The 23,690-nt window shown below is 41.1% G+C and carries 13 protein-coding genes; 2 read left to right on the top strand and 11 right to left on the bottom strand.

What is annotated here, in order from left to right; all coding sequences use genetic code 11:
* Positions 1–497: 497 nt before the first annotated feature.
* The 3 genes from LC608_RS20985 to LC608_RS20975 all read right to left on the bottom strand — a co-directional run bounded on the left by LC608_RS20985 (position 498) and on the right by LC608_RS20975 (position 2,233).
* Positions 498–686, bottom strand: coding sequence for a hypothetical protein (locus LC608_RS20985; protein ID WP_229555363.1), 189 nt, complete (start codon positions 684–686; stop codon positions 498–500).
* A gap of 49 nt (positions 687–735) precedes the next feature.
* Entirely contained in the window at positions 736–915 is a 180-nt protein-coding gene (locus tag LC608_RS20980) for a hypothetical protein (protein ID WP_229555362.1), read from the bottom strand.
* Positions 916–1,489: 574 nt separating this feature from the next.
* Positions 1,490–2,233: a response regulator transcription factor gene (locus LC608_RS20975; RefSeq protein ID WP_229555361.1), complete on the bottom strand. Its 744-nt coding sequence runs from the start codon at positions 2,231–2,233 to the stop codon at positions 1,490–1,492.
* A gap of 155 nt (positions 2,234–2,388) precedes the next feature.
* On the opposite strand from LC608_RS20975, the gene LC608_RS20970 reads away from it, so the two are divergent.
* Entirely contained in the window at positions 2,389–3,453 is a 1,065-nt protein-coding gene (locus LC608_RS20970; protein ID WP_229555360.1) for a YheT family hydrolase, read from the top strand.
* A gap of 146 nt (positions 3,454–3,599) precedes the next feature.
* Here the strand turns inward: LC608_RS20970 and LC608_RS20965 are convergent, their stop codons facing one another.
* Together LC608_RS20965 and LC608_RS20960 are read right to left on the bottom strand one after the other, a co-directional pair.
* Positions 3,600–3,767 carry a hypothetical protein gene (locus tag LC608_RS20965; RefSeq protein WP_229555359.1) on the bottom strand — a complete coding sequence of 56 codons (168 nt, stop codon included), beginning with the start codon at positions 3,765–3,767 and terminating at the stop codon, positions 3,600–3,602.
* Between the two features lie 43 nt (positions 3,768–3,810).
* Positions 3,811–4,080 carry a hypothetical protein gene (locus LC608_RS20960; protein WP_229555358.1) on the bottom strand — a complete coding sequence of 90 codons (270 nt, stop codon included), beginning with the start codon at positions 4,078–4,080 and terminating at the stop codon, positions 3,811–3,813.
* Between the two features lie 319 nt (positions 4,081–4,399).
* Here LC608_RS20960 and hetI point away from each other — a divergent pair, with 319 nt between their 5' ends.
* Positions 4,400–5,119 carry a 4'-phosphopantetheinyl transferase HetI gene (hetI, locus tag LC608_RS20955; protein WP_229555357.1) on the top strand — a complete coding sequence of 240 codons (720 nt, stop codon included), beginning with the start codon at positions 4,400–4,402 and terminating at the stop codon, positions 5,117–5,119.
* A gap of 71 nt (positions 5,120–5,190) precedes the next feature.
* Here hetI and LC608_RS20950 read toward each other — a convergent pair whose 3' ends face one another.
* The 6 genes from LC608_RS20950 to LC608_RS20925 form a co-directional block, all read right to left on the bottom strand.
* Positions 5,191–5,994: an SDR family oxidoreductase gene (locus tag LC608_RS20950; protein ID WP_229555356.1), complete on the bottom strand. Its 804-nt coding sequence runs from the start codon at positions 5,992–5,994 to the stop codon at positions 5,191–5,193.
* A 567-nt stretch (positions 5,995–6,561) separates the two neighbouring features.
* Entirely contained in the window at positions 6,562–8,076 is a 1,515-nt protein-coding gene (locus tag LC608_RS20945; RefSeq protein WP_229555355.1) for a thioester reductase domain-containing protein, read from the bottom strand.
* A 2-nt stretch (positions 8,077–8,078) separates the two neighbouring features.
* Positions 8,079–9,755 carry a PfaD family polyunsaturated fatty acid/polyketide biosynthesis protein gene (locus LC608_RS20940; protein WP_229555354.1) on the bottom strand — a complete coding sequence of 559 codons (1,677 nt, stop codon included), beginning with the start codon at positions 9,753–9,755 and terminating at the stop codon, positions 8,079–8,081.
* A 135-nt stretch (positions 9,756–9,890) separates the two neighbouring features.
* A complete protein-coding gene (locus LC608_RS20935; protein WP_229555353.1) occupies positions 9,891–14,639 on the bottom strand; it encodes a PfaB family protein in 4,749 nt (1,582 codons plus the stop codon).
* Positions 14,640–14,827: 188 nt separating this feature from the next.
* The gene (locus LC608_RS20930; RefSeq protein WP_229555352.1) at positions 14,828–16,555 is read right to left on the bottom strand and encodes an SDR family NAD(P)-dependent oxidoreductase; all 1,728 of its coding nucleotides are present in this window, start codon (positions 16,553–16,555) and stop codon (positions 14,828–14,830) included.
* A 323-nt stretch (positions 16,556–16,878) separates the two neighbouring features.
* A complete protein-coding gene (locus LC608_RS20925; protein WP_229555351.1) occupies positions 16,879–22,317 on the bottom strand; it encodes a type I polyketide synthase in 5,439 nt (1,812 codons plus the stop codon).
* Between the last annotated feature and the right edge of the window lie 1,373 nt (positions 22,318–23,690).

Here is a 23,690-nt window from a genome sequence, read left to right as displayed (position 1 = left end):
ATCTTATTTTATAAATGAAAATCTTATCTTTCCTGCTAAATTAAATTCACCAAGACTTGAAGCAACTGGCGAACTCGTAATACCAATTCTGTATGAAGATGCACATAATCAGTCCCCCCTTGTGAAGGGGGGACGGCGTAGCCGGGGGGTAAATATATGCAGCTTCACAAAGAAACGGTATAACGGTAAGGACATCTGAGGCAATTAAAACTCACTTTTTTAGTGCTATCAGCGCTTTCATTCAACTAGAATTAATGTGAACTCAAGAGTTAATTGAAAACTGGTATGAAGTCCAGAGAAATTTATCTCTTCAGGTGGTTCGTGATTTTATTCTGGAACATCTTGAGCAAAAGGTGGGTTTGAAATCACATAGCCAGACTCCTGTCAATGCGTAAGTGCTAAATCTAAAAGCTAATCAAAAAAATAGCTGTGTCTTTAAGACACAGCTATTAAATTTAGTTTGCTTAACCTTTTATGTTGAGATAAAACATTGCTAATCAGTCAGTGAGGTAATTCCAACCATCTCTTGCTTTATCGGCAACCCAACCAATAGCATAGCCAATATCATAAGCTAAAGAAGTTTCTGTCGTAGGTTTACCACCAAGAATTAACTGTAATATACTGCTATCTTTTAAATCTTCTAGGTGGCTTGTATTAATGTCTTGAATTTTAATTCTTGCTTCCATGATACCATTTATCCCCATAGTAACACTTGAACTAAATTAAATGAGAAATTTATGCTTCGTTACTATTCCAGGCATCTACAAAGCCTTTTTTTATGTCAGTCCAACTTTCATTAAGTACTTCCCATGCCTCTTTTACCCAATCGCCACCTTGAATGAGTTCGAGTTCTTCAGCAGTCATGTCATACAGGAAGTTATCGGTATTTAAATCGGTAATTACAATTGTACTCATTTGGTGTTTTCCTTTAAAGATTTATATTGTTGATTCTATGGTTGCTAATCTTGAAGTACAAGACTTTAAAAAGTATTTTTGGGACATAATTATATCAGTAAAAAACATTTACTTTGGTAAGCCTTGTAATTGCAATGAGTCTGTGGTCAAAAGACTCATTGCCAGATGTACTGAAGAATTTAATTGAATTTAACTAAGAATTAAGCACATTTTTGACAAAGTTATTCTGTCGTTACAATACTTTTTTATAACTTTTTCATATAATATTTAAGCTATCAAAGACTTTGAAAATAATGATAATCAAAAAGAGGCAAAGAAGTGCGATCTATACTCGCATCCTCTCCCTCTCTACCACACGATTATCATTTTGATTAAACTTATTTTGAGTATTTTAACTCATTGACAAAATGTACTTTATTTTAAACTCTCAAGGATACGTTTGTAGAGACGTTGTATTGCAACATCTCTACACACGAGTACTTACCACAAATAACCTTAACTAAGCGGTAAAAAATAAGAGTTTCTGAGAGTTCTTGCCTAATTCATGGCTTAGTTAAGGGAATTTAGCGTAATTTCATTCAACGACTGTTACCGAAGCAGCTTCATTTGCTGGAGGTACACCGGGTAATTCAAGACAGTATCCAGCACCATATACTGTCTTTATATAGCGGGGGTGGCGGGGATCTGGTTCTAGCTTGGTTCTCAAGTGGCGAATATGCACTCGAATCGTTTCTATGTCATCATCAGGATCGTAGCCCCAAACTTCTCTAAGGATTTCGCTGGGAGAAACTGTTTGACCGTGGCGTTGCAATAAGCAGTGAAGTAGCTCAAATTCCAAGTGAGTCAATTTCACCGTCTCATTGAACCATATTGCCTCAAATCTTTCGGGAACTAGGGTGAGTGAGCCATAGTTGAGAATTTCACTGTGCTTTGCGGCTTGGGGAATGCGGTCAGTCCGCCGCAAAAGTGCCCGCACCCGCGCTAGCAGTTCTTCAACTTCAAAAGGCTTGGTGAGGTAGTCATCTGCGCCAGCATTGAAGCCTTCCACCTTGTCCTGAGTTTGGCTCAAAGCCGTCAACATTAACACAGGAATCTCAGAGGTGCGATCGTCTCGGCGCAGGCGTTGGCAAACGGTAAACCCATCTACTCTGGGCAACATTAAATCGAGCATGATCAAGTCTGGTTGCAGCTGGAGAGCCAGCGCTTGACCTTTGATGCCGTCTTCAGCTTGACTAACATCGTAGCCAGCCATTTCCAAGTTGACGGCAACTAGTTCTGAAATCGCTGGGTCATCGTCTATGACAAGAATCCTCGGCATTCTTAAAAATTCTTACTACTTATTAAGGATAATTAACAACCTTTGATAGATACAAAGATTTTTCAATCGATTCTAAAAAAGCTTTAAATCTTACATAAATATTAAGATTAAATGACTGTGAAATCAAGACTCAATTACATGAAACCTTATAGTCTATGATGTGTTATACTCCGCCCTACAATCCGTCTTGGTTTTTACAAAACGGTCTAATGATGACTGTATACACCGCTTTGTGGGGAAAACGTCACTGGCAAAGTATTACTAAAGACCCAGAACCGTCTTATCACGAGAAAATCTTCACTGGTGGCCAAGGTGTGCCAATTTTTGGCTTGGTTGCCATCCCGGAAAATGCTCATAGCACGATTATCGGGACTTATGGCATTACTGGAGAGTTAGAGACGGAATGGTATTTGAGGGTGCTAGCACGTAAAGCTTACGCTCAAGGCTACGCTGTGGTGTTATTTGATTGGCGGGCCCACGGCAAAACGGCCGTTTTGTCCCCAACTCTAACTTCTGATGGTTTGTATGAGGGGGAAGATTTTGTTCGCATCGCTGCTGCTGCTAAGGCAATGGGATGTCCGGGTAAATTTTGGTTTACAGGGTATTCTTTAGGAGGGCAATTGGCGTTATGGGCGGTGAAGGTTGCCGGTGAGGTGATTAGGGAGCATGAAGATTTAGGATTAGAAGATAGCGATATTGGCGGTGGTATGGTAATTTGTCCGAGTTTAGATTCGGAGCGATCGCTATCTTATCTAGTTACAAAGCCCTTCGGCAGATATTTGGAAGCGGGGATTGCCCAAAATTTAAAAAAACTGGCATGGCGAATACATGATGCCCATCCTGGAAGCATTGACCCAGCAGCTATTGAACGGGCGAACAGTATTTGGGGTTTTGATAATGAATTGGTAATTAACCGACTAGGCTTTTCTTCTGTGGAGGCATATTACCAAGCTAGTAGTGCTTTACAAATATTGCCGCAAATCTCAAAACCGACTTTGATTTTATATGCTGCTGATGACCCACTTTTTGACCCAAGTATCATACCGGAATTAGAAGAAGCGTGCGATCGCAATCCCGCAATAGATTTGTTACTCACTCAGTACGGCGGCCATGTTGGCTATTTGAGTAGCAAAAAGTGCCAGCGTCAAGTAAAGGATTCTGATCCTTGGTGGGCATGGAATCGGGTTTTACAATGGTTGGAGGAAAAGCGAATAGGGTAATAGACGAGAAAATATTCTAGTAGGTAAGATACTCTACGGATGGAGTCGTATTGTTTAGAAGTCCAAAAAATGGAACAGATTAGCTTGTTTTTACTAATTGTCCTAAATAAACTATTGCAATAGAGAGGATGGCATTGACTAAGAAGCTACCACAATATTATTGGTAAACCAGCAATGACAGAAGCAACACCTGTCCAGAGAGTAAATCGCTCAACATCTACTTCATCCAAAGCAACGCTCATTTCCTTAATTGATAATAGCAGCGCTGCCAGTAGCAGCACAAAGAAGGCAAAGTACTCCAAATTAATAATCATTCATCCTCACTATGTTCTAGAAAAAAGTAGCTCTAATAGGTTTTTAACAAGCTTTGGCAAGGTGTTTTTGTTTCAGATTTAACATTTTGCCAGAAAAATGATTTACCAGTGAAGAGATATCAACTTCAGATAACCAAATCATGGTTTCATAACCAACTCGACCCATTTCTGGCTCTGGCCCCATAGGCATATCCACCAAATATTCCCAGCTACGTGACTCAAAGTGGTAGTTTTGGATGATGCCTTCCCCACCCATAAACCTTATTCTTTGACCTTTACAAAGCTTAGGTACTGGTAAAACGCTTGCAGACATTTCTCGTAATTCCTTGGAGTAATACTGTAATAGCTAATGTTGTAGCCAAAAGAAAATTTCTTATTCTCTGTCAAGGGTTTTAACGTACTCTCTTTCACAGGGTTTAGGCTCGAGTTAAAGCTTGTATATCTAAAGTAAGAAAAATGGCACGTAAATCACGTAAATCAAGAGCAATAAATCACGATATTAGTCAGCAAAAGCGATCGCGCAGGTCTGGCGCATAGTATAGTAGCGCTAAAGCGCCAAACCAGATCCACTGATAATAATCGTCGTAATTAAACAAAGTACTAGAGTACAACTCCCTTGATTTTTTGACTCAATGACCGCTCCTAATGATATTTGGCTAACTGCACCGACAGATTTAACTTTGCGGCTGCATGAGATTCATGTCTGGCGTATAGACCTTGACCAACCAGAAGTACAGCTGCAAAGTTTAGCAGCGACTCTTTCCAGTGAAGAAATAGCTCGTGCTGAACGGTTCTATTTTCAGGAACATCGCCAGCGTTTTATCGCTGGTCGTGGTATTCTCCGAACTATATTAGCTCGCTATTTGGATATCCAGCCTCTACAAGTGCAGTTTAATTATCAACAGCGTGGCAAACCAGTATTAGCAGATACATTTGCCGATAGTGGACTGGCGTTTAACTTGTCTCATTCCCAAGGGTTGGGTTTGTGTGCGGTGAATTGTACTAGAGAAATTGGTGTAGACCTAGAATATATTCGCCCGATGTCTGATCTGGAAGCTCTTGCCAAACGGTTTTTTTTACCAAGAGAATATGAGATGTTGCGATCGCTATCTCCCAACCAACAGCAAGAGGTATTTTTCCGTTACTGGACTTGTAAGGAAGCTTATTTAAAAGCAACTGGAGACGGACTAGCTCAGTTAGAGCAAATTGAAGTGTCGCTGACTCCCACAGAACCAGCCAAGTTACGGATAACTGAAGACTGGAGTCTTTTTGAACTAGTGCCTGCTAACAATTATGTTGCTGCTGTTGCAGTGGCGAATTTAGGCTGGAACTTAAAGTCCTGGCAGTATTAATCCTAGCCATTAGTCATTAATAAAATTAGTTATTCTTCGCCTGCTTCCTCTGCTCCCCCTGCTCCCCCTGCTTATTTATCTTCCTGCATATTCCTGACGATTCTTGTCACCAGTTTCCTGGGTACAAATCTGACGCTTCTTGCAAGTAGTTTATTCATAAACCCAGGAATCGCAATAGTTTTGCCCTTCATTAAGGCGCGAAAACCAATTTCGGCTACTGTTTGTGCATCCATCATCCTCTTACCCTTGAGCAACTTAGAGTCAGCCATCCCGGTTCTTTCATGAAAGGCAGATGCGGTTGAGCCTGGGCAAAGAACTGTCACAGTGACACCTGTACCTTCTAATTCATTAGCGATCGCTTCAGAAAAAGATAAGATATAAGCTTTGGTAGCAAAATAAACCGCCATCAAAGGCCCTGGTTGAAAAGCAGCAGCCGAGGAAACATTTAAGATTTTACCTTCACCTTGCTTTACCATGTGCTTTACAAATAGCTTAGTTAAATGGGTGAGGCACACCAAATTTACTTGTAGCATTTCCAATTCAGCAGCTAGGTCTGTTTCGTGAAATAATCCATAGATACCAAATCCAGCATTATTGACTAGCACATCAACATTAATATCGGCGAGTTGCAACTCCGTGAAAATTTCTTCAGGAGCTGTTGATATAGATAAATCCTTAACAATAGTTTTGGCAAGATTTCCGAATTCTTCTTGAAATTTAGCTGCAATTTCTACAAGCTTTAACTCGTTTCTGTCTACTAAGACCAGATTGTAATCATGAGCAGCAAAAATACATGCTAATTCGTAGCCAATACCACCGGCTGCTCCAGTAATAAGAGCAGTTTTTTTGCTCTGAGTTTGATGTGTTGTGTTCATGTAAGAATATTGGTGAATTCAACTTGATGAAGCTGCGTTGCATTTACAGTGGTTCTCGTTCTACAATTAAGTACACGTAATATCTCAACCGACAATAAATGTCTTGAGTTATTAGCCTTTCAAATGCTTGTGTAATCGGTTCGATGAATGTAGCAGTCCAAACGTAAATTTAGGACTTATACATCGAATAAGTGGAGCATTAAAAAAGTTCGGTTATTTCAAACTACTAGCGCTGGCTTTTGATTAATCACAGCACCCAGCAGGTAAAATTAAACTTTTATGCCCAACACTAACCATTCTATCCTCAATTTATTCTGTGAAGGGGTGAATCCTAAAAATTTACATGATTGAGCACAAAAAAACAGGGCAATTATATTGCCACTGTTGGTATATTAAGTTGTTGCTGGCATCTGAAATATTGGCTATTCAGTAGTACTGAGTTTTAAAAAACATGGACTAAATAAAATTGTTTTGTAAGGTGTGTTACAGCTTTTGTAACGCACCGTTCCAAAAATATCTGGGACGGTGCATTACGTTCCTAAGATATCCTACGCAATTTGTGAATTACTAAGCGATATTTAAAAAACCGGTTTGAATCAAGTAGGCGGTGTAAGTCATAAACAATTGAGAGTCAATTGGAGGACAAACAATAGAACTGCCTGCTAGCGCATGGAGAGTATCTTGGCAGCTGATATGAGGTCTTCTAGCTTGTAAGTACAAATCAGGAATAGTCAGTTGTTCATCAGACCAGCGTTCCAGCAAAAAGGGTCGCAAAGTGTACAAAGGGTTGTCGGCAGAGGTCACATTATTGATTAACTCTGATTGCCATTGTTGATATGGAATCATCTCAACTGAATAACCAAAAGAGCGTATCCACTCAACTAGCATTTTTAAAGCAGCAGGTTGGGGATGTTGTAAATTGAATGCTTTACCTATAGATTCTTTTTGGCGTGATAGATAAACGATCGCTTTACTTACATAATCCACAGGTGACATATCCAACATATAATCTACATCAGGGAAATATCCCATTTGTAGACAGCCCTTAGTCATCAAATTGATAAAGTCATGTGTGTTACAAATGCCTGTTTTGCTATCACCTGAAATCAGTGGTGGTCTATGGATAGTTACAGGAAGCCCACGGTCACGAGCAATTTTGACTAACTTTTCGGCTACCCATTTAGTCTGTGAGTAACCAAGATAAATACCTTCCCAATGATTGAATTCATCCTGCTCTTTGACAACCTTGCCAGCATAAGCAGTCGATTCAAAAACAGCAACACTAGAAACGTAGTGTACAGGCTTGACCTTAATTTGACAAGCCAATCTCAAAACTTCTTGAGTGCCTAAAACATTGGCTGCTTTCAGTGCTGAGTATGGAAAAACATAATTCAACAAAGCAGCACTATGATATATAGTGTCAATATTGCCAGCTAAAATTTGAAACTGTTCCGAACCAATACCTAACAATGGTTGAGATAAATCACCGACAATCGGAATAATTCTGGAGCTAAATTCTTCCTGCCAAATTGCATACTGTTGCAGATTATTTTGGAGCTTGCTTTTACCTTCTTCAGCATTAGCAGCACGCACTAAGCAATAGATATCCGCATTGGTTTCTTGTAGCAATTCTCGGATGATGAAAGCTCCTAAAAAACCGGTTCCTCCAGTTAAAAAGATGTTCTTGGGTTCACCTATAGCTACATTAGATGCAGCACCAGGATTGATGGTAGGGTCAAGAACAGCTTCGGCACTTAAATCTAAAACAGAGGGAGCAGCGTTAGCATTAGAGGCTGTTACCTTTGTATCTTGAACTGGTGAACCTTCTTGTACTTCTTCAGCTAAACGCTGTGAAAGAGCTTCAATATTTGGATAATGCCACAGTAGCAATGGAGATGGTTGAAATCCTAGCAACTTTTCTAAGTTACTTACTAGAATCATTGCTTGGGCTGAATCCAACCCATAGTTTTCTAAATGTTCTGTGACATCTATTTCATCAGTTGCAACTCCTAGCAACTTAGCTAAGTTAGATACCAAAAATATTTGAATATCGTCTGCTGTGAAAGACTGTTTTATAGTCATTTTTAAATCTCCAACAATGATGTAGAACGAACAGGGTGATACTGACTGTAATAATCGGAAGCTTGCAGCCCTTGAATTTTCAAATTTTGGACACGATACAAAAACGCTGCACCAGTCATAATTTGATTGGCTACATCAACTACCTGACGATTATTTGGTTCCGATAGGTAGGAACCGCGTACCCAGTCATTGAAACCGCCCATTGCCGGGCCACACCAAATTTGATAATCGACTTCTCTACCTTTTTCACCAGAACTAGACCAGCGAGAAGATAATCCTAGATACCAACGGAAAATCAATGCCATTTTCAGTTTAGGATTATTGACTGCTTTCCCAAGTTTCTCAGGATTCTTTTGGGACAAATAAGCCGCAGTTCCTTCCCATACTTCAGCAATAGTTTTGCGAAAAACTTGTTTTTCTAATTTCTCTCTTTCCGCCAAAGGAATCTCTTCAATGGAATCATAAGCGCGATAGAGTTCAAATAATTTCTGCGCTCGCATGGGGAACATTGTACCCCGTTTGAGAACTTGCAATTTGACTCCCATTTCAAACATATCTGCTGCTGGAGCCATTATCATATCAGCCATTTCAGCTTGGGCTAGTAACTTTTTGGTATGTTCACAAGCCCCAGATTCAACACATGACTGATTAATGGAACCAGTCATTATATAAGCAGCACCCATCATAAAGGCTGCTAATGCTGATTGTGGTGTACCAATTCCCCCTGCAACGCCGATTCTAATGGGTGTTTGGTAATGATATTGTGCTTGAATTTCATCCCGCAAGGCAATAATAGAAGGTAACACACAGACCAGGGGACGATTATCTGTATGTCCTCCAGAATCAGCCTCGACGGTAATATCATCAGCCATTGGAACTTTGGCTGCAAGAGTTGCTTGTAACTCAGTAATTAACCCTTGTTCCAGCAGTTCTTTGATTATTCTGGGCGGTGCTGGTTGCAGAAATTTAGTCGCAACTTCTCGGCGAGAAATTTTGGCAATGATTTTATTTTTGATTTCAATTTGATTGGCGCTATTCAATCCCAATCCGGCAATACGGTAATAAACAATGTTGGGAGTCAAGTCGAGAAATGCAGAGGCTTCTACTGTTCTCACTTGATATTTAAGGTATAAATCCACAGCCCGGCGTTCAATCGCAGGTTCATTAGGGCTGTGAATCAAATTAAATGCATAAGGCCCTTGAGGTAAAGCTTGTTGAATGCGATTTATGGCTGCTTCCAAACGTTCTGAAGTTAAACCACCTGCACCAAATGAACTCAAAATTTGCTCTTTTCCGAGTGCAATGACCATTTCTTCAGAAGCAATTCCGCCAGCCATTGCACCGGTAACGTAGGCATATTTCACTCCATAAGAGGACAGAAAATTGGGATCTCCAAATTGTTGAATACAGATTGGTGCTGCAAATGTCAGCAGTTCTATTTGTGCTGTTGTGCCATTATCACCAGGGGATAAATAACCCTCATTAGTGACACCGATTTTTCCGGCAACTTTCACGATGTAGCAGGGTTTATTTAAAACCATCAATTTATCTTTGATGGTTTCTTTATCGAAAGATACAGTTTCTAAAGAACCTTTCCAAACCTGGTTTTTGTTATAAGACCAGGAAGAGAAATTAAGGCCATTATCGTGTTTACTTAGTACCGTATCTACGGTTGTCACGGCAGTTATCCCTCGGATTACAATTATTAAATAAGGGGAGTGGGGGGTGGGGAATAGGGAAGAAATCTTTTCCTTTTATCAGTTCACCTTTCCCCTTACCCAAGGTTATTGACGGTTGAAGTATGTAGACTTATGTCAAGATTCGTCGTTAAGCAAGTTTTGGGCACAAGCTAGTTGCAATTGAATGATTTCGCTCATTTGCTGACTGTAATCTTGTCTAGCTTGTAAGAAGGCACTGTGTGCTTTAGTTATCTTTGAATTATTAGCATTGAGCTTTTGATACTGGGTCTTATTTAAATCGGACATGCTGATGATGCTACTAATTTTTTGAGTTCTGACGGGTGGGAAAAAAACAGGGATTGACTGTCTAATTGCGCTTGACTCAGAAGATTGTAATTGTTCTCTCGGTTCAAAAACGTTATCAATGATATTTTTCGGTTTTACTTCTTCTGGCTGAGGCAAGATGTTAGGGAAATGACTTTCTTGTTGGGTTATGTGGTTGGAAGTGTTAAGAGAATCTGTGATTTTCGATTGTTGGACATTAGGTATATGTGGATGCTGTATTTTAAAGCGATCGATCCTAAGATCCCCAGCAAAATCTTTAACAAGGTTGCGATTTTCATCGCTCAAAATTGTAGCAGCGATCGCTTTCCCACCCAAGGTAACTGTTCTCAATGTTGCTTTACTTGAATTAGCGGTTTCTTGAGCTTTGCTATACAAGGGTGATAAATCCACATTCACCTGATGACTAAGTAGTTTTGCTAATGCTTTGACCATTGAAGCATGGTCATCCATCCCTCTACGATTTAGAGAAACTGTGATATGTTCTTTTTTGGCGAGAATTTTATCAATCCATCGGGAACAAACACTACCGGCGCCTGCTTCTAAAAATATTTTCACACCATCATCGTAGACACGATTTACCAATCGCGGAAAATCAAGCTCTTGGCACAATCCTTTGGCGATATTGTGAGCGATCGCATCTCTTTCAAGTGCAACTGGTTGATAATCGGCGGCAGAATAAAAAACAATGCCGGGAAGATTTTGTGATGGTAAGCTATTTACCTTTTTGATTTCCTCGAACTGCGAGCGCATAGCCTCACAATGTATCACATGGTCGAAGGGAGCAGGGAAAAAATTACAACCTAAAGTTTGAATCACTCGTTTACAGGCTGCATCTTCACCAGCAATTAATACTTCTTCTGGTGTGTTGATTTGAGTTAAATAGACGCGATTCTCATGTTTCAGGCATTCTCTAACTTGAGATGGAGTAGCCATGAGAACATAGGTATTCCAAAAATTGTTGTTTGGTGAATCTGTTAATCCCCAATATTCACGCACAGCATTCTTTGACCCAGATAATTTATCACCAAATAGAGGTGATGAGTTTAAGGTGTTACTTCCGCCCTCAAAATCACTCCAAACTCCTTGGGCAACCATCATACTAGTTTCACCCAAGCTATACCCAAAAACACATTGCGGCTTGACTTGAAAATCATCTCTAAAAATTGCTGTCATGTATCTAGCAAAGGCAATTTCACTTTCAAACATTGCCAGTGAATCATCTAACAACTGCTTTTCGAGAGTTTCTAGTTGCCTGGTTGTCAATTTAGGGAAACTTCTGGGATAAACTAACTTTTCAACATCGGCAGCCCGATTGTAGAGATTGTTACTTTTTAAATCCTCGAAGACTTTCGGAAATAAGCGAAAAACAGTCCGACCAATGCCGATATAAGAATTGACTGCTGCGGGATAAACATAAGCAACTGCTCCAGTTTTACCCAATGGTTTCGCTGTGAAATAACTTCCTATCGGTGTTTGCCAATCTGTGCTGTTCTCAAAGGCATTATTTACACCTTTACGGGCAGATTCAATTTCTTTGAGTAGTTCTTTTGTGTTACGTCCTGTGATTGATAAGACGTATTTTGGATCAGATTCCTGTTGAAAGGTAGCGAATGTTTGGCTGGCGGTAGCTGATAAAGAAGAACTAGCTTCAATGGATTTTTGGAGATGGTTTAGGATATCGGGTATGGTGGAGCGATCGCTAACTGCGATAGGGAACAGATGAAAAGGCATTTGCTGCAAATATCTGTTATCCCGCTCCTCTTGGCTGGGTTCTTCCGATAAGATTAAATGGGCGTAACTGCCATCTATACCCATGCTATTAATTGCTGCTATTCTGCGTGTGCCGCCTTTATCGACAAACCAAGGTCTTGATTCCATTGCCACATAGAAAGGACTACCTTCCCATACTTGCGGTGTTTTGACACCAGACCATTTTGGTGTGGCGGGAATATACCTGTAATAAAGACAGAGAGCGGTTTTGATTAAGCTAGCAATTCCCGATGCTGTATAGGTGTGGCCGATATTGGATTTAACGCTGCCCAATGCACAATGCAAACCATTGCCCACTTTCGGATAAGCTTGCAGTAAACCTGTGATTTCGGCCTCATCCTCTTGGGGAATGCCACTACCGAAGACTTCCACATAGTTAACCTCTGTGGGCTGAATCTCTGCCATCTCGAAAGCTTGTTTGCAGACATTGCTGATAGCTGAGGCATCAGGTTTTACCAAAGCGTCACTCAAAGTAGAATTACCTTGTGCGAAACTTATGGCATCAATTACTGCATAGATGCGTTCATTGTCTTCTTTAGCAGCTTCGTAACGCTTGAGGACGACAGCACCCGCACCTTCGCCAACTGTCCAGCCATTGGCTTGTTGGTCATAACCCAACGTATTTACACCCGTATTAATTGGTGCAAATTGGCTGCGGAACAAGACATTTTCCACACCACCTGCCAAATCTACTGCACCCACAACCACCGCGTCTACTTCTCCAGTAGCGAGTAGCATTTGGGCAATTTCCAACGCCTTGAGGGCAGAATTTTCGCCAGCGCTGACGGTGAATGCAGGGCCAGTGAAATTCCACAAAGCCGAAATCCGACTCGCCATGATGTTGGCGATGTGACTGACATATTCACCGATTTCTACTGGTTGGTGAATGCTATCTTTGACAATGGTTTCCAGTTGGGAAAGCTGTTCAGGAGGTAAAGAAATTCCTTGGTTGAGTAAGCCATCCTTAACTTGCCAAGATAGATTCCATCTTTGCTGTAGTTGATGTACAGAGAATTCTGTCTCTGCGGCAACAATCACAGCCACATTGTCACCTTCCTGTAGTTTCGCATCTTTGACGGCGCGATCGCTAACCTTCAGGAGTAACAATTGTTGTGGGTTTAACTTCTCGATTTCATTCGGTGGGATTTTGCACGATAAAGTATCGATTTCAAAATCCTTGATGTATGCCCCTACTGGTGCTTTTCCGTCTGGTAAACCGTACTCTTTGAGGACACTTTCTTGATTTTCTATCCCATGCCATCTTTGAGATGGTAGAGAAGTAAAATGTTGTGTTCCATCATAAATACTGCGTTCAAAAGCATCTAAACCATTACAGTTACCAAAAAAGGCATCCATGCCGACAATGGCGACTTTGGTAGGTGGAACAGGTGGAGTTGATTCAACTGATTGTGTTGTATTTCCTTGTTCTAGAATCAGATGAGAATTAGTGCCGCCAAATCCAAAAGCGCTAATAGCAGCCCGTTTGATTGGTGCGTTATTATTAGGCCATGCTGTAGCTGTTCTAACAATCTTGTCGGCGGAAATTGTACCTTTTTCTGAAGTTAAAGGTTCTGAAACGTTCATGGTTGCTGGAATTACACCATGAGACATACTCAAAATCACTTTAGTCAAGCCAACCATGCCAGCAGCAGTTAGCAAGTGACCAGTATTTGCCTTTGCAGAACCTACCAGAGGCGCAGCTTGATTTTGACCAAAGAATGTTTCTATAGAATTGAATTCGGTTGTATCTCCTAGCAATGTGCCGGTGGCGTGACACTCTAGATAATCGATGCTTTTGGGACTAAAATTCGCCTCATTATAAGCTCGTTCAAAAGCTAAGGTTTGTCCTTTAGGATTTGGACTCAATAAATGCTTACCTTTACCATCATTTGAGAGTCCATTACCGCAGATAGTGGCGAGAATATTGTCGCCATCTCTGACAGCATCAGAATATCTCTTCAGCATCACCATCCCAACACCATCGGCGGGAATTAGCCCTCTAGAGGATTTATCTAAGGGACGACTGATGCCGTTTTCTGCATACCCTTGAACACCGGAAAATAACATCCGCACGAACAGAGAATCAGCACAACTTATGGCTCCAGCTAACATGACATCAGCTTTGTGTGACCACAAGTAATGAGATGCTAGTTTAATCGCATAAAATGATGACGAACAAGCAGCATCCAGACATAAATTAATCTGAGATAGCGATAGGGCTTGAGCAACGATAGATGCTGGTAAACCAGATATCATCGCATTGTATAAAGATGCTTTAGTTGCACTTGGGACAGCTAAATCAAAGTCTTCATACTGCAAAAGTTCTCTGACGGCAGGGGTAATGGCTTGCTGGTAAATTGGAGAGAATAATTGATTAGATAATTTTGTTGGGAATGATAAATTACCTAAAATTACGCCGCATTTTGCCAGGACATTTTGATTACCCCAATAACCACTTCGTTCAATTGCTTGTTTAGCTGCATACAATGACCATTTGAAGGTGTTATCTAAACCAGCAACAAATTCTGATGGTAGATTGTATTCAGATGGATTAAACTGGAAGTTACGGATGTAACCGCCTTTGAGGGAATAGGTTTTGTCTGGTGTACCTTTGGCTGGATTGTGAAAGATTGTCGGATCTACTCCGATTTCTTCGACGGTTGCAGAGGATGTCGAATCTTTTTGATTAACGATGTTTTGCCAGTATTCTTCAGGATTCTTTGCATCGGGGAATAGGCATGATAATGCGATGATGGCTATTTTTTCCACGATTTATATGCTCCGAGTTTGGGTATTTAGCAAGAGATAATTAAAAGGCAGGATTTACGCTGTTCCCCAAACTTTGAACGAGGCAAGTTCTAGTAATCCTAAGATTTTGATAGTTTGTAGTAAGGACTTTAGTGCTTATATTAAGAATGACTAAAGTCCTTACTACGAACTTTCAGCTTGAAATATTCCTAGCTTCTAAGCATTTTCATTGACCAAATAATGGCATGAGCGCCGAGCATTCGTGAATAGATTTTACCTTGGCGGTCGTGTATGATAAAGTTTGCGATCGCACTGCTTGGTGTCTTAGATATCACTTCACACGAAACGTAAAATGTTTCGTTATGTGGTATCATTGCAAACTGTTCAAATTTTTCTACTTTTCCAGGTAAACAACCTTCTTCATGAAAGTGTTGTGTCCAAACCCACAAGGCGTGCATACTCAAGTCAGTCGTGTAAGGATTAACCCATTGGACAGGGAATTGTCCTTGTTGCTGTGGGGTGAGTTCTGGCCAAAGACATTCTGTAGTGATTTTTTCAGAACTGATGTTTAAAACTCTTTTGATTTCTTGAAAAGCGGGCCCATGAAATAATGTAGCTCCCCCATTTTGATAAAAAGCTTTTCCTGTAGCGGTGATGATATTATCTTCTTCGAGATTGAGAGATTCATAAGTGGGTACATCTGGGATTTCTAGCTGGAGATTGAGTTGAGCACTAAAATGAAAATGGATTCTGCCTTGTGGGTTTTTACTCGAAATCTTTGCTTTAAGTTCAATCCTTTCAAGATTAACTTTAGAAATTTCTTCTATTTCTAAAATATGTTCTTTTGCTAATGTTTCATTGAAAGTAATTCCCTTTAAAACTTTAAAATCTTGGTAATTAAACAATCTGTAACCTGGATATAATTGTTCACAAGCATTGATAATCCAGGTCATTGCACAAGTTGCTGGTAAAACAGGAGAACCAGCAATAGTATGATCGTGTAAAAATGGATTAGCCTCCAACGTCATTTGACGACGAATACGATGGGTTCGTAGTTCTGAATCTAACTCCACCGCAAGTGGAACTAATGGGCTACCAATAACAACTTGTGAGGTTGCATGATTGGTATCATCCATTTCCTTAACGAGCATTTGCGCCCCAACTGCAATCGGAATTATTTCAATTTTGCGCTCTTGAAAAATCTTCTTTAATTCTGCTGTCACCATTCCACTGTCCCAAGCACCCCAGTTGATAGCGACTACATGACATGAGGGATAAGTTTGCTTAAATATATGGGCTGATTTGTTCAGAATTTCATTTGCGATCGCATAATCAGATTGTCCGGGATTCCCGTAAAATCCTGTCACAGAAGAAAACAAAACTAGATGCTGAAGTTGATTAGGGTTGACGCAAGTTAGGAGGTTTTCTAAACCTTGAACTTTGGCAGTGTAAACTTTTTCAAAATCCTCTTCTGTTTTCTTTTCAATTAACTTATCAGCTAAGTTTCCCGCGCCGTGGATGATTCCAGTAATTGGGCCGAGATGTTGTACAGCAGTGGCAAGTTTTTCTTGTAAAGCTGGCGTATCTGTGACATCGACGCTGATATATTCTGCTTTGGCTCCGGTTTTTTCAATTGCTGCTAGAGTCTTTTTAATTTCACGGCTGGAGGTAATTTTGTTATATATTTTTTGCACATTCATGGGTGTGGGCTTCTCTCCTTGAGAAAGAAGATTTTCCATGATGCATTTTTTCAATGCGGATTCATCGGCATTTTGGGCATAATCTGGCTCGGTTTCTAATAGTTCGGAGCGACCGAGGAGAATGAATTTGCAGGGTTGCTGTTGAGCTAATCTGATGGTACACTCAGCCGTAATCCCTTTTGCACCGCCGCTCACGACAAAGACAGATGATGGACTAAGCTGGGCTGTTTGTGTCATAAATCCTCGTGAATACCTGGATAAATTGGGTTTGATGTGTAACTTATTTTTGAAACCCCACTTCCATTCCTCTTCTCCACAGGGCTACGGTGTACACGCAAGTCTGAAGTAGCTGATTAATCAGGGTTTTACCCCACCCTAACCCTCCCCTTTACAAGGGGAGGGAACTAGATTTCCTGTTTCCCCCCTTACCAAGGGGGGATTAAGGGGAGTAATTCGACTTGTGTGTACACCGAGGCTTTGATTCTTACTCCCCTTCCCTTATAGGGAAGGGGTTGGGGGTTAGGTTCGGGAGAAAGTTGCACACGGCATTAATCAACTTTTTAATCGGCGATAATGGTGACTCGTCCTTGTGAGCCGTAGCCAACTTCACTTATATAAAGGTTGGGGTCGTGAAGTTCGGCGATGATGTTTTGTACTGATTGTTTGGCGTCAAGTCTGGGGCTTAGGTCGATCGCACGAGTAAATACCTTTGGCCATTCCCATCTGAGGGTTTTGGTTAATCCAAATAAACCAGCGCCGATCGCACCGAAGTTGACTTTGTACTCTAAACCGAAGGCTCCATCGAGGTGAGCTACTGTGCAGAAACAACTACGTCCATGCTTTGCGGCTTCGTTGAGGGAGGGTTTGAGGTGTTTCGCCATCAAAAATACGTGCTTAACGATCGCCTTTTCTGATTCGTTATAAGAAATACTCCCGGTGTGATTTCTTACAAACATCGGATGTAAGTGGATGAAGGCCCCAATCGTTCCGCAGTGAGATGCGATCGCTTGCAATTGTTGTTGAAGATGTTCTTCACTCAAGTTTGCTAAGGTGACGCGGGTTACTCCTGTGGGTAAGGGCGCTTGTTGGGCGATGAGCGATTGGGGGAAGCTGATAACTACTACTTTCCAGCCTTTCTCGATTAGGGATTCAGTTAATTTATAGGTGGTGAGGGAACCATCATCGGTGATTAAACCGATGTGTCCCTCTGGTAACGTGAAATCCAAATAATCGGGCTGTGCTAGGCTCCTGAGTTTGACGGTATAGCGCGGAATATTATGCTCTAATTCCGGTGGTTGTTCTTGGACAAACTCAGGTTCAGACTTTTTTTTTTCACCTCCAGCCAACTGCTGTAGGTAATCGACTATTTGACCGATAGTGCGGAGGTCGCCGAGTTCTTCAATATTCGGTTTGGGTAAGTTGGGGTACATTTCTTGCATCGCCCCTAAGATTTCCACCCGTTTGATAGAGTCAATCCCTAAATCCGCTTCCATGTCCATTTCCAGTTCCAGCATCTCTACTGGATAGCCGGTTTTATCGCTAGTGATGGCTAATAGGGTTTCACCTAAGTTTGCAAATTCATCACTTATAGAGGGAGCAGCTTCTGGTTCTGGGGTGAATGCGACAACTACGCTTGGTTCCGGCGCAGCGACTACCTCAACTACTGGTGCAGCCTCTATTGAAATCTCGGTTCCTTGTTGTATTTCGTGAACTGCAATTTCTACAGTAATACTTTTGGAAGCGTGAGATTGCAGATACTCTACAACTTGACCGATGGTGCGTTTTTCTGACAGTTCTTCTAAATTGGGTTTGGGTAGGTTGGGGTACATTTCTTGTAGCGCCCCCAAGATTTCCACCCGTTTGATGGAGTCAATTCCTAAATCCGCCTCCATGTCCATATCCATTTCCAGCATTTCGACTGGGTAGCCGGTCTTGTCGCTGGTGATGGCTAACAAGTTTTTATCCAAGTCAACAATATCGATGGTTGCACCAGATACAGGTGCAGCAGTTGTGGGTGCTGGTTCTGGGGTGAATGCGACAACTTCCTCGACTGGAGGTGAGCTAATTTTGACTACAACCTCGGCTTGGGGTTCTACTACTGGGACAGGTGGTTCTATTACTGGCTCTACTGTCTCGACAGTGGCGAAGTGCGGTGTGGGAAGTAGAGACGCGAATGATTGGGTTTTTGGGGATACAGGAGTTTCAATTACAGGCTCTACAGCAGGCGGCAGAGGTTCTTGAGTAACTGTTGAGCCATTTTTAGCTACAGGCTCAGTTACAGGCAAAGGCAGGCTTTCTACTATCTTGGTAGTAGCAGGTACTGGTGCATCACTAACAGTTGTTTCTGCTGTGAATGGGATGAAATTGCTTATCTCTGTTAGTTGGGTTGCTCCATCACCTGAGATGACTAGAGAATACTCTTGCTGTATGAGTTGGAAAAAGTTTTTGGTATATTCCAGTTGCTCTTGGAGATATTGCTCATGGATGCGTAGGGTTTCACCTTGTTGGGAATGAAACTGCATCATGCTACGCTCTAAGCTTTCCATGACAACTAGCTTCATTTTGGCAGTTTCGGCTGTTGATTTACTTTCACTCAACAAAGAATTCTGCTGCTGCATCAGTTGGAAAAACGCTTTAGCGTATTCCATTTGATGGTTGAGATAAGTACCGTGAACTTGTAAATTCTCGGCTTGATTTTCCTGGAACTGTGTCAGGAGATATTCTAAACTTGCTAAAAGTTGTTCGTAATTTGTAAGTTTTTCTGGTGTTGGTTGCATCTTAGATTCCTGGGCTGGTTGTGAAAGGGTCACAGGATTCATTTGTTGCTCTGGCTGGGTGATGATACTAGCAGTCACACCGTTCATTTCTGGGGTGGATTTTTTATGTCCGTTAGTTTCGATCGCTGCGAGAGTTGGAGTTACACCTGGGCTGCTAAATAAAGGAGCCGCATCAGAATATTCAGGGGTGGGTAATGTGACTTTATGCCCATCCTGCAAAGCTAGAGCGAAGGCATTTTTCGTTTTTTCGGATCTGTAGTTTATCCCGTTTAAACGGACATTTAATGTCTTCTTCGTCTCAATTGGGGGGATGGTTTGGGGAAGTTGGTAAGGATCGAGGTTATTCAAAGTCATACCTATCACCCGCAACTGCACAACTGCTTCTCGCAAAGAGCGATCGCTATTCTTTTGAGTGCTGGGATTCAAAGATACGGTGATATGAGGGCGATCGCCAAGGATATCTTTGACTAAGTTGGTGAGAATTCTCCTCGGCCCAAATTCCACAAAGCAAGTACCACCCGCCGCATAGATATTTTCAATTTCCTGCTTGAACAACACTGAGTTTGAAAGGTGCGTTTCGAGGATTTTTTGAATACCTTGGGGTTCTTTGGGATACTGCTTACTGGTAACGTTGCTGTAAACAGGGATTTTGGGACTTTGGAATTTGACAGACTTGGTGGCGATCGCAAAGGATTTTTGAGCAAAGGCGATTAGCGGTGTATGGAACGCTGCTGAAACAGGTAGCAATACAGCTGTATATCCTTTCTCGTGTAAAGCCTCTTTGATTCTCGCTATTTCTGCGGTAGGGCCAGCCAAGACAAATTGAGTCGGAGAATTTTGATTAGCGATCGCAACTTGCGGAAAATGCCTCAGCACTGCTTCCACCTTGCTGATGTCTTCTTTGACAGCCAGCATACTACCCGCATCATGATCTGGATCTTCGGGTGCAGCCATTGCTTGACCCCTAGCTTTTACTAAGAACAAGTAATCTTCAGTACTCAAAACCCCCGCAGCCCATAGCGCTGTTAGTTCACCAAAGCTGTGACCGGCAACAAAATCTGATTTAAATCCAGCTTGTTGCAGGATGCTGTACATCCCTGCACTCAACACCCCAATGGCTGGTTGAGCATATTCTGTGCGTTGCAAGGCAGCAATTTGGACATTTTTTTCTGCCTCTCCAAACACAGGATGAGGAAAAACGATTTCTGACAACGGCTGCAAATTATCTTTGAGCAACAGGCTATCCATATAACCATGAAGACGGCGCATCAAAGGAAAATTCATCACCAGTTCGCGTCCCATCTCCAGGTATTGCGAACCTTGACCAGAAAATAAAGAGACAACTTTTCCGCCCAACTCCATACCAGAGGCGCGGTAATAAATCCCTTGGGGATGCTCCCAAGATGCTGCTGTTCCTTTGTGTTTCAGCCACTCAATGCTAGTTTGCAATAACTTACAAGCTTCTTCCAGATTCTCAGCTACAAATCCAAATCTGGCAGCAGAAAGGGGAATTTGTTGTGATTTGCACTCATTGACTAATTGTGCATAATGTGTACGTGCATCTGGCGAGCGCAACTTACCTAAAATGTCTTCAGATTTGCTCAACAATTGGTCTACTGTAGGAGCAAACAACAGCACTTCACTAGCATCACTATGTAAGCGGTAAGCGGCGTTTTGGTCAGCTTCATATTCTTCCAAAACAACGTGATAGTTGGTTCCGCCAAATCCAAAAGAACTTACACCTGCGCGTCTTGGTGCTTCCCCTTCTGGACGAATCCAAGGTCTGGTTTCAGTATTCAAATAAAAGGATGAAGTTTTAATGTTGAGTTTGGGGTTTGGCTCGGTGATGTTAATTGTGGGCGGTAATACTTTGTGATGTAAAGCCAAAGCAGTTTTAATCAAACTCGCCGCACCCGCAGCCGCTTTTGTGTGTCCGATTTGCGATTTCACACTACCCAAAGCGATATGCTGCTTTTTGTCATCATGTACATCAAAGAAGTCTTTTAAAGAACCGAATTCTGTCGGATCTCCAGCCATTGTACCGGTACCATGTGCTTCCATCAAACCAACAGTAGCAGGAGAAAAGCCGGCATCTTCATAAGCACGTTCTAAGGCTTTAACTTGACCTTCTTTGCGAGGAGCATAAATGCTCTTGTAACGCCCATCGCTGGAAGTACCAATACCTTTAATTACGGCATATATTTTATCGTTGTCCCGTTCAGCATCTTCTAACCGTTTGAGGACAATCATCCCGATACCTTCACCCAGCATCATCCCATCAGATTTAGCATCAAAAGGTTTGACATTTTCACTAGGAGTAACCGCCGGTGTTTTGCTGAACGAGATGTAAGCCATGATGGTGTTATCGGTATCAACGCCACCAGTCAGCATCATGTCAGAACGATGCTCAACTAGCTCACTAATTGCCATTTTTAAAGCACCAAAGGAACTAGCGCAAGCGGCATCAACTACACAATTCATCCCGCCAAAGTTTAGGCGATTGGCAATTCTACCCGCGACTACGTTAGCTAACATTCCAGGGAAAGCGTTCTCATCCCATTTCACATAAGCGCTTTTGATTTTATCAACGATTTTTTGGGTATCTTCATCGGATAAACCACTGCTTTTAAGAACTTTTTCCCAAATCGGATATTCCAACCTGGCAGAAAGTGGCATTCCTAATTGCTTGGCCATAGCCACGCCTAAGATTACCCCAACCATCTCGCGGTTAAACTCACGTTTTTCACCATAACCTGCATCTTCCATCGCCTCTTTTGCAACTAGTAAACTTAATAGTTGCGATACATCTGTGACTTCTAAAATGCTGGGTGGTATACCGAATTCCATCGGATTAAAATCTACCTCTGGAAGAAACCCGCCTCTTTTGCAGTAGGTTTTGTCTTCAGTAGTTCTAGGATTCGGATCGTAATAATCTTCGACGCTCCAGTGAGTGGAAGGAACATCAGTAATACAGTCAATTTTGTTTACTATATTTTGCCAGTATTCGCGCAAATTCCTGGCTTGAGGCAATAGAGAAGCCATCCCAACAATGGCTATAGGATTGTGTTGTAATTGTCTGTTAATTCTGTTGATTGACACTGATTTATCTGATTTATCTGACTTCATGTTTTTTTCCTCTATAGACCTAATGACAGCCTTTTCACAATTAGTGATAAGGCTTTCTAACTCCGCTAAGGCAGTATCAATTGAATAAGCAGACATAGGGCATAGTTAGTACTGTGGATTGTGTAGCTACAGTAATTTCTGTTGCCTACTAAATAATGAAAATCTCTCGTCTTCTAAGAAGCAGTTAGCTATCCTATCTTTGCTAAATGCTTGTCTCCAGATTGACACCACACGATACATATTGCCCTCATAAAGCCTTAGATTTATAGGCGACTTTGGCATACTGCGTAGGTGTAGCCCGTCGTAGACATCGCAAAAAATGTTATCCAACGCTAGATTCTTGATATTGTGGCAATAGCTCAACCAATTTGGGATTTTAGATTTGCAATTTTAGATTTGTGATAGTGCAGCGTCTCGTATTCAAAATCTCAAATTGGCACGGTCGATAACCTTGTTAAAACTGGTAAAATAGTCTTGGAGTGTAATAGCTGCTTGACCAGTGAGTTTAATCCATTTGGAATGGTAAAGATTTTGAGTAATGGTATCCTACTGGAACAATCGAAGCTGAGGAGTAGCTAAGGGAACAGAAACGTTTTTTTCCCCGAAACCGTTTGATTATCTAGCCTAACCACAGCAACATGTCTGTTCTTAATGACAACGTTCTGTATCTGGATCAATTTCATAACCAATTTCAACGTCCGGGATAATATATTTTATGCTACTTTAACCAGGAAAGTTGACAAATTCGTTACACAAAAGACACCATCTTTGAGCCGAATTTATGCAAGTTTAAACAGTAATTAAACGAGCAAAAGGTGATAAAAAAGCAGTTATCTTTAGTTATTTTTAATTTTAAAATTTCCATCAAATAACTAGTTTGTCGAACTGCTTTTAAGCATTGAATTAATAAAAAGACTAACATACTTTACATAAACTAAATCATTTCTTTAAAGTTATTTTATAAATAAAATTCCATTATTACTGATGTGAATTTTGAATAAAATTCTGTATCTAAGTATAATTTATGACCATATAAATGTGTGAGATATTTTGTTATCTACGGGTTAGCCAAAAATTTGTGCTGGATTAAGTTAACAATACAAATCCGTTGTCTAGTAAGTAACAATTCCATGAATACATAGATAAATTGAATAACCATCAGTATGTTTTCTCAGAGAAACATCATAATTGAATCAAAGTTTTGGGTTATTTTTCAATATAAGTCAAGCTAAGACGTAAAGCGGTTATTTATAAAGCAAATGTTAATTTTTAGTATGTTGCCTGATAAACATAATTATGATTACATCCTTGTAAAAGGGCGACAGTCAAAGTGTCGCGCTGACCTTGCGGGGGGACAAAATGGTTTAGAATGCTTATATTGCAAAGAGTGTAGCAATTTGTGGTAAAAGAAAAAGAGCATTCATTCGCAACAAGCTCTATTTAATGATAATGTTACCAGAATTCTACGA

It is taken from the genome of Nostoc sp. XA010, from assembly GCF_020829625.1.
In the GTDB taxonomy this organism is placed as follows: Bacteria; Cyanobacteriota; Cyanobacteriia; order Cyanobacteriales; family Nostocaceae; genus Nostoc.
The sequence above is the reverse complement of the archived record's forward strand: the minus strand, read 5'-3'. Positions and strand labels throughout refer to the sequence as shown.